This window comes from Edaphobacter modestus (assembly GCF_004217555.1).
Classification (GTDB): Bacteria; Acidobacteriota; Terriglobia; order Terriglobales; family Acidobacteriaceae; genus Edaphobacter; species Edaphobacter modestus.
On sequence record NZ_SHKW01000001.1, the window covers coordinates 3873637 to 3888639 of the forward strand.

Sequence of the window (15003 nt, forward strand, 5' to 3'; positions counted from 1 at the left end):
GTGCAGAAAAGAAAGGGCCCCCGTCACGCTTCATGGGTTTTTTCCAGAAGTACCCTTACCACCCTTCGAGTATCATGACGCCGATGCGTATCCCAGCAATTTTTCTCGCCCTTGCTATTCTCGCCGCGCCCGCCCTTTGTGCCCAGCCCGTCGCCCCTTCCGCCCGCTGGACCGAGGAAACGGCGAACGCCTGGTACGCCCGCCAGCCCTGGCTCGTCGGCGCGAATTACGTTCCCTCCGATGCCATCAACGAGCTCGAGATGTTTCAGGCTGCGACCTTTAACCCCGCAATCAACGACCGCGAGCTGGGCCTCGCCGAAGCCATCGGCATGAACACCATGCGCGTCTTCCTTCAGGACCAGCTGTGGAAGCAGGATCCCAAAGGTTTCGTCAGCCGCCTCGACGCCTTTCTCGCCATCGCCTCCCGTCACCACATTCGCCCCATCCTCGTCCTCTTCGACTCCTGCTGGGAATCAAATCCCCACCTCGGCCCTCAGCATCCACCCATCCCCGGCATCCACAACTCCGGCTGGGTTCAGAGTCCCGGCGCAGCCGAGCTCTCCGACCCGTCCTACGAGCCTCAACTCAGGGAATATGTCGTCGGCATCGTCTCTGCCTTTGCGAAAGACGACCGCATCCTCGCCTGGGACATCTGGAATGAGCCCGACAACACCAACGACCATCGCTTCGACGAGCCCAAAAACAAGCCTGAACTGGTTGCAGCTCTTCTGCCTAAGGCCTTTCAATGGGCACGATCTGCCCATCCCACGCAGCCTCTCACTAGTGGTGTCTGGCATGGCGACTGGAGCGATCCTGCCCGCGAAAATCCCGTGACGAAGATTCAGTTGGCTGAGAGCGACATCATCACCTTCCACAACTATGGTTGGCCCGAGGAGTTCGAAGCTCGCGTCCGCTCCCTCCAGCCCCTCCACCGGCCCATCCTGTGTACCGAATACATGGCGCGCGGCAGCGGCAGCACCTTCGACACCATCCTTCCCCTTGCGAAGCAGCTCCATGTCGCAGCTATCAATTGGGGACTCGTCGCCGGCAAAACCCAGACCTATCTTCCCTGGGACTCATGGCAGCACCCTTATGTCCTCTCCCAACCCACCATCTGGTTTCACGAGGTCTTCCGTCACGATGGAACTCCCTATCGCCAGCGAGAGGTAGACCTCATTCGGCAGCTCACCGAGCGCGGCACTGGCTCCCAGCCATGACAGTAGTCGCTGCTTCAGCGCCCGTGGAAATCGGGAAGATTTGTGACCAGTGGCGACAACTCGATGACAAACCAGGATCGGCCGCCATTTAATCTGTGCAAGGTGCGTCCGTGTTCTCCCGAAGGCAATCTTCTCAGCGGCTGGCGGATGACGAAATCGCGCCTGTTTCGTCAATGTTGTGACCGGCCCCTTCTTCCCTGAGCAAAAGAGCTACTTTCTTTGTTCTGCGTGTCACCAGGGCCGGCACGGGCAATCTGTCTGGAGGAATCGTCCCCATGCGCTCTCTTTTCCTGAAACAACAGATCCTTATCTCCCTTCTGCTCTTCGCAGCCGTGGCCTACCTTCCTTCGAATCACTCCCGCCAGGACTCAGCGCCAGTCGCGATCTCGCACGGTTGTTCTCTCGCGTCTCACTAAGTACCCAAGTGTGCGGGGTACACAAGTGTGCGGGCGTCATCCAGTGACCTCGAACACACGGAAAGATGAGGAATACGCAGCTGACATTCACTCGTTGGAAAAACGAAACCCAACAGCCCATATGGATGCACCCCCTTATCTTCATCTCTGGTGCAACTTCGCTGGGGCTCCTTTTCGCCTTACAGGAGTGGAACAGTCGCCTCCGTTTCTGGAATGAACCGCATGTGGCGCTCTCCTTGCTCCTTCAGGCGTGGGGCGCGCAATACTTCATCTGGGGCATTCTCTGCTGGATCCTTTGGTGGACCTTGAGATACCGCATCAATACTGCAAATCTCAAGACCATCCTTCTTTTCTTCGTCCCACTCAGCATCCTTACCAGCGTCCTCGAAGAGACCATCTGGGTTCTTCTCTTTCCACGTCTTCCGATGGGTAGACCACCCATGCCGTTTTTGCAACGGCTGTCGTTCCATCTGGATGCCGAACTTGTAGATAGCCTCGTGCTCTTCTGGTCCGCGTTCTTTCTCTTCCGTGGTGTGGGCTATTACCAAAGTTACCGTGAGAAGGACCGCATCGCCTGCCAGCTAGAATCGCAACTGGCACAGGCACAAATGCGTGCACTGCGCATGCAGCTCAATCCTCACTTTCTTTTCAACACGATGAACGGTATCTCCAGCCTCATGCGGACAGATGTCGCCGCCGCGGACTTAATGCTGGAACAACTAAGTCGGCTGTTACGTATAACCCTGCATCGTGGGGAAGCCCAGTTCATCCCATTAAGCGACGAGATGGAGTTCATCGAGATGTATTTGGCCATGCAGGACCGAAGATATGCCGGACGCGTGCAACAGCAGATGAGTGTCGACCCGCATGTGCACGATGCAATCGTTCCGACCATGATCCTTCAGCCCATCGTCGAAAATGCCTATGCGCATGGTCTCTCAAGACTTAGCTCAAACGGCGTCCTCTCCATCGAGGCCACGTGTCAGGGATCGACTCTTCGCCTCAGCGTAACGAATACCGGCGTCGGTCTCAATGGCGCGAAGCAAAAGGCCACAGGCAACGGCGTCGGCCTCGCCAATGTGCAGGACCGCCTTCGGATGCACTACGGTGTCGATCACACCTTCTCTATCTCCGAGCTTGAAGGCAGCCTGGTGCAGGTAGTCATGACGCTCCCTCTCCGCTTTTCAGAGCGTCCAATAGAACAAACAACAGGATATGGTGCGTGATGATTCAGGCAGTCCTGGCAGACGATGAAGTTCTCGCACGGCAGAAGCTCCGGCAGCTGCTACGCGAGTTTCCCGAGATCGAAGTTGTAGGTGAAGGCGCAACCGCTTCTGAAACAATCTCTCTGGTCCGCGCTACCAAGCCCGATCTTCTCTTCCTTGATGTTCGTATGCCCGACATGGACGGCTTCGATGTCGTAGGCGAGCTTTCGGCAGCCGGTGCTCCGGTCATGCCCAGCATCATCTTTACAACCGCCTACGATCGCTATGCTCTGCGCGCCTTCGAGATCCACGCCGTTGACTATCTGTTGAAGCCTTTCACTCTTGAGCGCTTTCGTTCCGCTACCCAGCGGGCTCTCGACCACATCCGGTCCGCCAAACAGAATCCCGATGCCGCTTCGAAGAGCCCCAACGGTACGCCCTACACCACGCGCATCGTCTTCAAGTCCAAGGGGCGCATCCTCTTTCTCCCCGTCTCGGAGATCTGCTGGATCGGAGCCGAAGAAAATTATGTTCGCATCTGCACGAACTCCGAGACCCATCTGCTGCGCGAGACCATGACGCATCTTGAAGAGAAGCTCGATCCCAATACTTTCCTCAGGGTCCATCGCTCTTCGATCGTCAATCTGCAATACGTTAAAGAGGTGCGTCCCGAGGTCGACGGAGAATACGGAGTGCATCTGCTCAACGGTCAGAAGATTTCCATGAGCCGCACCTACCGGTCCCGCATAAAAAACTGGCTGGAGCGATAAGCCCCAGCCAGCTGTCCCACTTCTCCATCACTTCTTCATTCTGAACGCAACGCTCATTCGAGCGAAGCTCGAACCGCTTACTTTTTTGCTGTGGAAGTCGCCGAGGGCTCCAGCAGGCTATCCACACATGCCGCCGGTTTATTCACTGGATTGCATCGTGCCACCAATCCATCCGGAAACTTCACTACGAACGATGTCCACTGCGACGGCTCCGACGGAGGATAGTCCGTGCTGATCATCTGCGCTCCGGTCGAAAAAACAAGATCGCGCCGCGTCGTATCGTTTGTGCGAGCCTGTTCCGTTCCCTCGTCCGTGCGTGTGCGGACCAGGTAGCCCTGCTTCACCAGCCCGTCGATGGTCTCCTTGGTTCCATCGTTCTGCTCGGTGAAGGCGGCATCGGGCCTGCCGGGCTCGGCGTTGGTGAACAGGACGCGTCCCTTGAGCGAAGGATGTCCTTCGGTGTAGACCGTCTCCACCTTGCGCTGATCCAACAGGAAGACCACGCGTCCACGCGCCTTCGCCAGGGTAGGCCATCCACCGGCGCGAACTGCCGCATCCAGCGTCGATGCACTTCCGCGCACTTCGTCCGGAGTAATGAACTCTCCCGGTTTAAAAACAGAGCGGATCTCCGCATCCAGCGCGTCGAAGACCTGCGACGTGAACGGCTCGGTCGCGATCATGTCCGGCCTTTGCTTTCCACCGTCCTCCTTCGTCTCCACCAGGATGAAGATCGGAAGATGCTGCGGATGCTGTTTCGACCACGTCCGCACTACGGTGAGGCATTTAACAAAGGTGTGGCATGTGCTGCGTTCATCGACGCCCTGCACATGCATCACTTTGAAGCCGGGCTTATCCATCTCGTGATCCGGATCGAAGTTTGGATCGGCCGGTAGCCCTGCCTTTGCCGCTGCGTCATCGATCGGCAGATGCGCATATCGTCCACCCTTCGAATCCGCAAACACGTCGATCTCGATCTGCCGCACACCACCATCGAACTGAACCGGCAGCGGAGCATGGCTGTAATCAAGAGCCCTCAGTGCCTTCGGATTCTTCATCTCCAGATACTTCCGCTCGCTCGGCGCAAATCCCGAGTGATAGCTGTTATGCGACCCGATCACCTGAATCTGGTTCAGGCGTACCGCTTTGTCCTGCGCCGCCTGCCCGCTCTGCTGTGCCAGCCCTGTGGCCGCGATAACGCTCACCGCTGCCGCCGCGATTCCAATTGCACCTCGAAACATTCCAGCTCCTCTTTGCTTAAGTCTAGCTTCGAAAAAACAACGGCGCCGCTCGGAAAGACACGGCGCCGATCGTAGTCATGCGTGTAATGTCGCTTAGAAGATGATCTTCGCGGCGAGTTGCAGTTGACGTGCTGGGAAGTTCTGCGTGATCTGGCCGAAGCCCGTGCTTCCCAACGCCCAGGTGCTGTTCGGTGAGTAGTAGTTCACCTTATTCAGCACGTTGAACGCCTCCGCACGGAAGTCGAACTTCGAGCTGTCGCTCCACAGCGGGAACGCCTTATGCAGACCAAGGTCGGCCTGGTAGAAGGCATCCGACCGCTCCGAGTTGCGCGTCACCGATCCCCACGGATACGTCGTCGGTGCCTGCAGGCTCTGAACGTTGAAGTATCCGTTCAGTGAGGTCGCCGTCTTGACGCGCGCTGACGAAGGGTTCCTGATCTTCGCATTGTTCACGCGGTTAGGGCGATACGTCACCAGGTCGGATACGTACAGCGGTGAAGACGACGACAGCGAATAGTTGATATTCACCGGCATCCCGCTTGTCATCGTATTGATCAGCGTAAGCTGCCATCCGCCCACGATGGTATCCATCAGGCGGCCCGACGAGCCACCCCATCGCTGTCCATGACCATAAGGCAGGTCATACACAATTGAGAGCGTATCAGCCAGCGGCTGGTCGTATCCGCCCGGACCGTAGTCGCGGCTCGGGTTCGCGTAGTTCACACGCGAGTTGTCGCCGTTAGACGTCTCCAGGTGGCCCGACGAGATGTCGAAGTAGCGGCTGTACGTGAACGAGTTCAGAAGGTAAAGGCCGTGCGAAGCGCGCTTCTCCAGCTTGAACTGCAACGAGTTGTAGTTCGCCGAGCCCGCGCCATAAGCGATCTCGATTCCGGCGAAGTTTGAAACCGGCCGCCGAGCCTGCAGGCTACCGCAGGTTACGCCCGCACCTGCAACGCAAGGCGTGGCCTGGTTATAGTCAGCCAGCACCTGCAGATGCGTCGACTTGTTTCCGACATACGCAACGTCCGCAACAATACCGTAAGGCAACTGCTGCTGAACGCCGACCTGGTACTGCTGTACATAGCCGGTCTGGAAGTTGCGTGGAATATAGCGCGACAGCACGTTCAGGGGGTTGAAGTATGCAGGCGTCGTCAGGTTCGCTGCATATCCCTGCTGCGTCTGGCGGAAGCAGCTGGACTGCGCCTGGGTATCGTTTACGCAAACATTCCCGGCAGAGGGGAACAGAGCTGCCGAAGTACCCTGCGTAATGCTTGCATTGACTACGCTGGGACCGTTATACGTCAGGTTGTTCTCGCCGCCCGCCCGGTTCCACTGGTTGTAGACGATTCCATAACCGCCGCGCAGCACGGTCTTGTCCGTCGCAGAGTACGAAAAACCTAAACGCGGAGCAAAGTTGTTCAGAGGTGTGTTGACTAGCGAGCGGCTGTAAACTCCGCCGCTCCGGGCCTGGATGAGCGAGTTGGTGTTGGGGTCAAAGTTGGCCAGCCGGTTGTCCTTCTCATACTGCGGCGTCACGATCTCGTACCGCAGGCCGGCGTTGATCGTCAGCTTGGGCGAAACCTTGAAGTCATCCTGGAAGTACATGAAGTTGTACCGCTGGCGCAGGTGCACAATCGCATACGTCGTCAGCGAGTACGAGGAGCGGTTGCCGAACATGAAGTCAGCAAGATTGTTGGCCTGCTGGATCTGTGTGACCTGGGAGGTTGGCGCCGTGAACGAACCACGCGCGAACTGTCCGGCGTAGTTATCCTGACCGTAGCTCGGGTTGAAGTCATTCAACTCGGTGTTCACAGCCTGCCACTCGTAGCCGAACTTCATCGAGTGCTTGCTCTTGATCCACGTGAAGTTCGCCTTCGGGTTATAGATCGTCGGGTTCTGGAACTGCGGGTTCGACGACTGCGCTCCAAACTGCGAGTAGCCCGTCACCGACTGCGCATTCAGCGTGCGCACTACCAGCGGATCGGTCGGAAGGCCGTCCGTGATGCCGTTCGCCACCAGCAGCGAGGGCTGACCCTGTCCGATCGGGAACTTGCCGCCCAGGTTGCGCGACCATCCAAAGCGAATGTCGAGCAGCTTGTTGGCTGAGATCGTCCACGTCGTACCGCCAGCGATGTTGCGGTTCTGAATATTCACATTGCCGTTGGAGTTGCCGCCCGCGGGTCCCGGAATTCCCGGAGGATCAAACAGAGCCTGACGATGCTCGCTGTACCGTCCAAAGATGGTCCAGTGGTCATTGAAGGTGTGATCCACGCGCCCATCGCCCTTGTCGTCGTTGATCGTTCCGCGCGGAGAGATGACGTAGTTGTTGGAGTACGCGCCAGGGTTGTTATCGGCAAGTCCCGTGTTGGGCTGAGGAAGCGCCCCCAGTACCGCTTGTGCGAACGGGGTCATCGCCGAGGTGGGAACGACGCCATTGTAGGTGACGCCTGTAACAGGATTCGTAACCTGAATCGGCTGCGACGGGTCGCCATTCACGAAGAACCTGCCAGCGCGTTGCGCTGTCGTCGGAAGCGTCGATCCGGTCGCGGCATTGTTGAAGATACGGCGGAGACCCTCATAGTCCGCGAAGAAGAAGGTATGATCCTTCCAGATCGGCCCGCCGAACGTTCCGCCGAACTGGTTCTGGATAAACTTCGGCTTCGTTGCACCGGGAGCCAGAAACGGCCCGATCGCATTGAACATCGTATTGCGGTCGTAGTTCCATGCGCGCCCGTGGAACTGGTTCGTTCCGCGACGCACCGACACGTTGATCACCGCTCCCGGGACGCGTCCATACTCAGCCGAGTAGTTGTTCGTCTCCACCCGGAACTCGCTGACCGCGTCCGGCGAAGGAGGAATATTCTCGTTCGCAAAGCCCTGGTTCGACGTGCCGTAGTTGTTGTTGTCCAGGCCGTCCAGCATGTAGTTGTTGAAGGCCGAGCGCTGGCCGTTAATGTTGAACGAACCTTCACGGCTGGATGTCGTGCTGTTCTCGAGCGCCGACTTGCGCGCGCCCGGAACCAGCAGCACCAGGTCCGCATACGAGCGGCCATTCAGCGGAAGATCTTCAACCTGTCGTGTTCCGATCACGGTCGAGTGCGAGCTCGTCTCTGTATCCAGCAGCTGCGCCGCCGAGGTCACAGTGACCTCCTCTGCGACCGAGCCTGCCTTCAGCGAGAGATCTACACGCTGACGGGCGTTGGTCTGCACCGCGAAGGTCTCCGTGCGTCCCGTGCTGAAGCCAGCCGCTTCAGCCGTAATCTGGTAGTTGCCGATCTGCACGCTGGAAAACTCGTACTTGCCCTCCGAATCCGTCGTCTTCGCCTGGGAAATTCCGGTCAATGTATTGGTCAGAGTCACCGTGCTGTTCGTGAGCGCCGCGCCCGAGGCGTCATGGACATAGCCCAGCACCGCGGCCGATTCAAACTGCGCCCACGCAGGGCTGACGCTCAGGATCAACAGAACGGCCGCCATCAGCGAAATCCAACCTCTTACTCTTGCGCCAATCGATCCTTCATTAGCTATTTCTTCACAACGTCTGGGAGATAATCGACGCCTCTTTAAAGCAGCGTGTGCATACTCTGGTAGGTTCTTCATGAAATGTACCTCTCTTGCATCGTCTGTTCGCCCCGTTAGTTCTTCTCTTGCCGATCGTCAACGTATCCTGTTCTCTGCTTCCGCAAAGAGTGCGATTCCTGTCTTTTCGGACCGGCAAAAAAACTACTTACTGCGCTTTGGTGCTGTCAATCGAAATGCATCAGCGGTACCGATAACGTAAGAACTCGATCCCGCCACTCCAATAAACAGAAAACACTGAAGTTACTGGTTGATGTGCGGCTATGGTTAGCGAAAACGCGCTCCCTCTCAGGAATCACGCGTGCTCAGGAAAATAGGCGTATGCAATACATCATGCCGAAGACATGTAAAAACCTGATAAATAAGCGGTAACTCTCGTCACAAAGTGATCGACGCAAGGCAGAAAAAGCCCCGAGGCCTTTTCGGACCTCAGGGCTTTAACACCTTCTCGGACAACGATTAGGGCACTGTCCTTACCAGGCGATCTTCTCCGGAAAAAACTCCGCAAACAGATCGTCGTAGTAAGGCTTCAACTCTTTTAGGTTTGGCTTCGTATGGCCCTTCGAATACAGGTCATACGGGTTGAACTTGTTGACCCACGCAAACATCTTCACGTCGTGGTCGTTCATCAGGTGCCGGTACGCTCCATGCTTGTGCGCCGCATAGAACGAGTGATACCGCAGCATGTACAGCGACTCCTCGGGCATGTACTTCTTCATCACCTCGTAGATGTAGCCGTCATGCCCAAACGACATGTGCACCTTGTCCAGCCCGCAATTCGGCTCGTAGATCCCATACTTCGTGCTGTAGACCGGATGGTTGATATCCGGGTTCGCCTTGAAGTACTCCGGAAACACGATCTGGTCCGAGTAGGCGCATCCCACAGGGAAGGTATCTCCCACCACGCCCCACTGCGGCTCGCCGTACAGGCAAAGCACCTTGCCCAGGTCGTGGATGAACCCCGTCAGCACAAACCAGCGCGGGTGCCCATCCGCGCGAATGGCCTCCGACGTCTGCAGCAGGTGCTCGATCTGGGTCAGATCCGTATCCGGGTCGCTGTCATCCACCAGCGTATTTAGAAACTCCGCCGCCTCCCAGATCGTCTTATCGCCCTTGTTCAGGCCGAAGTACTCCTTTTCCTTGGCCATCACATAATCGAAGCTCTGGTATTGATGGTTCAGCCGGTAGAACTCCGCGACGCCCGGAGTAGCTTTCTCGTCGTACTGCCGGAACTCCTCTTCGCTCTTGCCTTCCTGATAGCGGCCCGTAAGAAAGTCATCCCACTCGTCCATATCCTTCAGCGGGGCATTCTGTGCAATTGTTGTCGCGGCCATCGTATCCTCCAGGCACTACCTTCAAGTTAGCGGTAACTATAGGACGCCCGTCCGACGAATGGCAAGTTAAAAACTCGATTTTGTGTGAATTTTCAGCCACAGACCGGCAGACACTAAAACCCCTTGGCCGAAGCTCGTTGTCCCTGCTGTCTGGCCAGCTCCTTACGAAAAGCCCCTTCTCTTTCAGAAACATAGCTCGCATATCCGGCTGGATCGACAAACGCCTGGCGATCGCCGCCCTTCAGGCGAGCGTACTTGGCGGTCATCCCGTAGTAGCCTCCGTGCGCGCCCAGAAAGATATCGCAGTGCAATGTCTTCAGAGTCTTGAAGGTTTGTTCGTAATCCGCCACGATCCCCGGGTAGCTTGGCTTGCCGGCCAGCCTGTATCCCGGATTCACATTGGGGCTGCCGATAATCACAGCGTCGTAGGTCTTCCCGTTATCGGTTACCTTCATCGTCCACGTCGTGCATCCCCGGGTATGGCCCGCCGTCTTGTGCGCCACCAGCACCGCGCCGCCCAGCTTTACCTCGTCGCCATCATGCAGCACCCGGTCCACCTTGGCTGGCGTATAGCTCCAACCCTTCTCGCGCCCGTACGCGAAGTCCGTCTTTCCGCCGTCTTCCACTACCGGAACATCGGCGTCCATCACCATGTACCTGGCTCCAGTCAGGCGCTTGATTGTGGCGCTCCCGGCTGCATGATCCAGATGCGCGTGGCTGATCAGCAGAATCTTCGTATCGCTGAACCGGAACCCCAGCTTCTCGATGCTCGCCTTGATCTGTGAAACCGAGCTCTCCAGATTGCTGTTGATCAGGATGTTTCCCTCCGGTGTCACCACCAGGAAGGCCGCCAGGTCCTTGCTTCCCACGTAGTAGAGATTTCCGGCAATCCGGTGCGCCGGAAACGGCTCCGTCCACTCCGGATTGTTCTGGGCTCTGCTCCGAACGCCGGCAAGAGACACCAGAACAAAAAGAACCAGCAGAAGCCGAGAGAGCATGTGCGAGCAGGGCGATCGTGTCATGCGCAAAGCATGGCACCCCTTGCGGAGGATTTCTCTGTGGACTTGGGTCCAGGCCATTGTTCTTCTGGGTTCCCCTGTCACTCGTCACAATCTCCGTGTAAAAACGCACCGGGTCCATCGCGAAGTGCCAGTCCGCGCTCCTAAACTGGCAGACACATTCGTTTACAGGTTTTGCAGTTCACCTATAGGTCCGGCAGGTCATCTTCCGAGGAGGTCCCTCTCACGTGAAAAGAATCGTCTTTATCCTTGCCCTCACCCTCTGTCTTCACCCCCACGCCGTTTCCGCCCAAACGCCCGCACCCAAGCCACCGCCCTCCACCCTCAAAGGCGTTCTTCTCGAGCAGCTTCACACAACGCACGACGTCAAGGACTGGTTCGTCCCCGGCAACATCGCGGTCGAAGGCCTCACCGCCGAGCAGGCCAGGTGGACCGATGGCAAAGGCAATCACTCCGTCGGCCAACTCACCTACCACCTCGTCTTCTGGAACAAGGAGATGCTGGCAAAGTTCAAGGACGAGAAGGTAAAGACCTTCAGCGGCAACAACGACGAGACCTTCAACAACTTCAACGCCGAGCAGTGGAGCGCCCTCGTCAAGGAGTTCAATCAGGGCATGACCGACTGGGAGAAGGCCGTCGAGGCCGCCGACGACAAGACCTTGGCCAAGGGTGCCTCGCTGATCGCCCACATCGGCACCCACAACGCCTACCACATCGGCCAGATCATCTTCGTCCGCAAGGAACAGGGCTCCTGGAACCCGGAAAAAGGAGTGAAGTAAATCCACAATCTCGAAGGGGGTGTCGCCCACGCCACGGTGCTTGACAACACCCCCTCACGAGAACAGACTGTCTAAGCCTTCAGGCCTCGTTCAAGTGATCCAGCCCCGCTTCTCGGATTCAGGAGGATGCCTAAATGGCAAACATCATAGAGGGTTACTGGCTCTCAGTCGTCACCTCTGACTTTTTCGTCATCAACTTCACGACCGATCCCTTCCCACCCGGTACCAGCCTGTACGCCAACATCTCTCTCTCAGAGATCAATACTCTCTTCTCCGGGAATAATCCCAACGACCCGACCTTCGCCGCCACCGCCTTCATCGACTCCTGGACTGTGTACCTTGCGGATGGAACCGAGTCGACTCCCATCCAGGGCCAGGGATTTGCGCAGAATGCAATCGGTCTCGATAACTGCGCCAGAATTCACTTCGTCCTCGTGGGAGATCGTGTCGCGGCGATAGCACAGGTCAATATTTTCAGATAGGAGATACCGACAGATGGCGACCACACACATAGCTTTCGATACCCGCTCCGGACGGATACTCAGCGCGCATCATGGTGCCGACGACCTTGCAAAGGTCGCTCAGAGCGCACACCAGCACGCCAGGCAATACCATGCGAAGGTCGAACCGGAACACATTGCCGTGATCGCTGTGCCTGCAGGCACGGTAGAACCGGGGAAGCAGTACAAGGTCGATCCCCATCGCAAGGCCCTGGTTGCTGTCTCCGCCGGAGAATCAGGCGTCAGCTTTGGGTTCGGCGTCTCCGCCAAACCCGGTTACGCCGCCGGCAAGTCCAGCTGACCCGCTCGGATCGAACCGTAGAACCTCTTGGCCTCCAGGCAGAAGCCTGTCAAGGGGTATCTTCCTGTAACGCTAACCAAATCAGCAACATGTGCGTTGCCGATCAGTTACGTGCCGTTCGCTAAAATTAAGTCAGTACAGCAGGATCGAGAGATACGGTATTGCCTCTTCCGGGAGGTGGTGCTAGTCGGGAAATCAACGCTGCGTGAAGAGAGGTCCCAGGCTAACACCAATGGATAGAATATTTTGCGCGATATTGGGGGGAGGGGCCTACCTTGGCAGCGTAGACGCCCGCACCACCAGCGTCGGCGGAACCAGGATATTCTTCGGAGGCTGTTCCGGATGGCTGGTTAGTTCGAGAGCCAGTTCGCCGGCGATGCGCCCCAGCTCCGCCGTGCCGTGGTCGATCGAGCTGAGCGGAACCTTGAGGTAATCGTTGTAAGGCATATTGCCGCACCCGATGATGGCGATATCCTCAGGAACCCGCAGCCCCGCAGCAGTCGTCGCCGCGATCGCACCGATCGCCGTCATGTCGTTGTAGCAGAAGACCGCGTCTGGCCGCTCCTTCAGAGCCAGCAGTTTCTGCATAGCTTCGTAGCCCGTCTTGTCGCCTCGTTCCTCCATGTGATCGCATACGACCACATAATCCTCAGGAACCGGCAGCCGATGCTCGGCCATCGCGTCGCGAAAACCTCGCAGACGGTCGTACGAAGGGCTGGTGTTCCTGCCTGCGATATGTCCGATCCGTTTGCGCCCGATCCCGATGAGATGATTCGTCGCCATCTCGCCCACCATCAGGTCGTTCGACCCGACAAAGTGCGCCGCCAGGTGAGGGAAGTTGCGATCGAAGAGCAGGTACGGTGTTCGCTCGTCACCCAGCTCATAGAAGTTGCGCAGGTTCGGCTGGCACGAGGCGATCAGCAGAACGTCGATACCGCGGCGCAGCAGCGTGCGAATCTCCTGCCGCTCGATCTCCGGATCTTCCTCCGAGGAGGCCAGAATCACGGCGCGATGGCTCTTTCGCAGCACGCCGCTCAGTGATTTCGCGAACTCCGCGAAGAACGGATGCACCAGGTCAGGGACCACCAGCCCCACCGTGTAGGTCTTTCCGCTCGCCAGACCGCGCGCCAGCATGTTGGGCTGATAATTCAGCTCCTTCATGCGCTTCAGAACGCGCTTGCGAGTCTCCTCGCCGATGTCGCTGTTCCCTCGCAACACCTTCGAGACGGTAACAACAGAGACCCCAAGATCCCGTGCAATATCTTTCAGCCTTACTGCCATAGCAAGCATCATCCTACAGCGCCTCACCAGATCGGAGACAATCTCCCTGGCGAAAAGCGCTCTTCTTTAACAAAACCTTGTTCTGCGCCACAGGCTCCAGCCGCCCGCTACAAGGCTGACGACAAGAACCACGCCGAGCCCGGCGACCCACCGCATATCCATCTCCAGCGGAGGAACAACCGCCTGCGCGCCCAGCCACAGGAAGACGCCGGTCGCCGCCGCTACAATCGCGTAGTCCCACCAGCGCCGTCGCTCATCGCGGCCGCCAAACTCGTCCCCGGCCTGTGCCGCCAGCGTGCGGTTGTAGTCCAGCCCATAGCGCTCGCACTCCCGTAACACCGCCTCGTTGTTCGAGGTGTGCTCTCGTGCTGAAGCCACAGCCGTCCCAATCGCCAGCGCGCCCAGGATCATGATCAACGATCCGGCGATGACCAGCAGACGATGGCGCGTATCTGCCCCGGCAAGTTCGCCGAAGACCAGCGCGCCCCACGCCAGCCCCCACAGCTGGTTCGTGTTCGACAGAGGAATGCCACGTCCGATCCCCAGATACTTCGCGGCGAACTGCTGGAACAGATCGCCGATCACCCACACAAACCCGCCCAGAAATAGCCAGAAAACCAGCCCTGGCTGGTGGAGCAAGGCGAATGCAGGCGAGTGCAGGCCGCCGTCCAGAGCGAGCGTCAGGCCCAGCACTGTGCCCAGCTCACCGACGGTAAACGCTGTGACGAACGAGAGCGGGTTCATCCCGCTGATGTATGCCTTGCGGTAGGGAACATACATCGTCCCCCACATCAGGCTCGCGCCTGCAGCCGCCAGGATGCCCCGTACGGCGTGCTGTCCCGCAGCCGTCTGACCGTGGATCGTGCTGAACCCCAGCATCACCGCAGCGATGACAATGGCCACGCTTCCCAGTACCACCTTGCTGATGTTACCTGCGTTCGCCCCTTCGAGCTCTTTGAACAGCACGCGTCCCCAGAAGAGCCCGATCAGAGAGTTTGCATTCCACAAAGGAAAAGCGACCGCCAGCCCGACGTCGCGGATCGCGAAGACGGTCAGGGTGTTCGCTACCGCCCACAAGGCTCCGGCCAGCAACGCCCACACAATCAGGTGCTTCTTTTCCATCAGGTCGGTGAAGACGTATCCGGTGCCCTTCAAAAGCGTAGGAAAGGTCCACCGCGCCGTGAAGACTCCCGCGACCATGCATAGGGAGACGGCAAACGGGGAGAGCCCCGTGTTCACCAGCTTCGTAGGCGCCTCGGCCGCCCCCAGCCAGACACCGGCGGTCAATCCGCAGATAACGCCCAGCCCGTGCAGCGACAGGCCATGCTGCTTTGCCTTCTCAACCACGTTTGCCACCAGCTCTCCTC

General features: G+C 58.1%; 12 protein-coding genes. 6 read left to right on the forward strand and 6 right to left on the reverse strand.

Going from position 1 to position 15003, the window contains the following annotated elements:
- Positions 1-74 precede the first annotated feature (74 nt).
- The 3 genes from BDD14_RS16500 (at position 75) to BDD14_RS16510 (ending at position 3608) form a co-directional block, all read left to right on the forward strand.
- The gene (locus BDD14_RS16500) at positions 75-1217 is read left to right on the forward strand and encodes a cellulase family glycosylhydrolase (protein WP_242618008.1); all 1143 of its coding nucleotides are present in this window, start codon (positions 75-77) and stop codon (positions 1215-1217) included.
- A gap of 481 nt (positions 1218-1698) precedes the next feature.
- Complete coding sequence (locus tag BDD14_RS16505) at positions 1699-2859, forward strand: sensor histidine kinase (RefSeq protein ID WP_130419755.1); 1161 nt, start codon at positions 1699-1701, stop codon at positions 2857-2859.
- On the forward strand, positions 2859-3608 hold the full coding sequence (locus BDD14_RS16510; protein ID WP_242618251.1) for a LytR/AlgR family response regulator transcription factor: 750 nt from the start codon (positions 2859-2861) through the stop codon (positions 3606-3608). Before BDD14_RS16505 ends, BDD14_RS16510 begins: the two co-directional genes overlap by 1 nt.
- 77 nt (positions 3609-3685) lie before the next feature.
- Here BDD14_RS16510 and BDD14_RS16515 read toward each other — a convergent pair whose 3' ends face one another.
- The 4 genes from BDD14_RS16515 to bla form a co-directional block, all read right to left on the reverse strand.
- Positions 3686-4846, reverse strand: coding sequence for a phosphatidylinositol-specific phospholipase C1-like protein (locus tag BDD14_RS16515; protein WP_130419757.1), 1161 nt, complete (start codon positions 4844-4846; stop codon positions 3686-3688).
- Positions 4847-4939: 93 nt separating this feature from the next.
- Complete coding sequence (locus BDD14_RS16520) at positions 4940-8320, reverse strand: TonB-dependent receptor (protein WP_130419758.1); 3381 nt, start codon at positions 8318-8320, stop codon at positions 4940-4942.
- Positions 8321-8895: 575 nt separating this feature from the next.
- Entirely contained in the window at positions 8896-9756 is an 861-nt protein-coding gene (locus BDD14_RS16525; protein ID WP_242618009.1) for an inositol oxygenase, read from the reverse strand.
- A gap of 113 nt (positions 9757-9869) precedes the next feature.
- Positions 9870-10754: a subclass B3 metallo-beta-lactamase gene (bla, locus tag BDD14_RS16530; protein WP_130423245.1), complete on the reverse strand. Its 885-nt coding sequence runs from the start codon at positions 10752-10754 to the stop codon at positions 9870-9872.
- Positions 10755-11002: 248 nt separating this feature from the next.
- On the opposite strand from bla, the gene BDD14_RS16535 reads away from it, so the two are divergent.
- From BDD14_RS16535 to BDD14_RS16545, 3 genes are all read left to right on the forward strand, one after another.
- A complete protein-coding gene (locus BDD14_RS16535) occupies positions 11003-11554 on the forward strand; it encodes a DinB family protein (protein ID WP_130419759.1) in 552 nt (183 codons plus the stop codon).
- A 134-nt stretch (positions 11555-11688) separates the two neighbouring features.
- Positions 11689-12036: a hypothetical protein gene (locus tag BDD14_RS16540; protein ID WP_130419760.1), complete on the forward strand. Its 348-nt coding sequence runs from the start codon at positions 11689-11691 to the stop codon at positions 12034-12036.
- A 13-nt stretch (positions 12037-12049) separates the two neighbouring features.
- Entirely contained in the window at positions 12050-12355 is a 306-nt protein-coding gene (locus BDD14_RS16545; protein WP_130419761.1) for a hypothetical protein, read from the forward strand.
- Positions 12356-12625: 270 nt separating this feature from the next.
- On the opposite strand, the gene BDD14_RS16550 is transcribed toward BDD14_RS16545, so the two are convergent.
- Positions 12626-13636 (reverse strand): LacI family DNA-binding transcriptional regulator, encoded by a 1011-nt coding sequence (locus BDD14_RS16550; RefSeq protein ID WP_130419762.1) that lies wholly within the window; start codon positions 13634-13636, stop codon positions 12626-12628.
- Positions 13637-13702: 66 nt separating this feature from the next.
- The gene (locus tag BDD14_RS16555) at positions 13703-14992 is read right to left on the reverse strand and encodes an EamA family transporter (RefSeq protein WP_130419763.1); all 1290 of its coding nucleotides are present in this window, start codon (positions 14990-14992) and stop codon (positions 13703-13705) included.
- Positions 14993-15003: the final 11 nt, after the last annotated feature.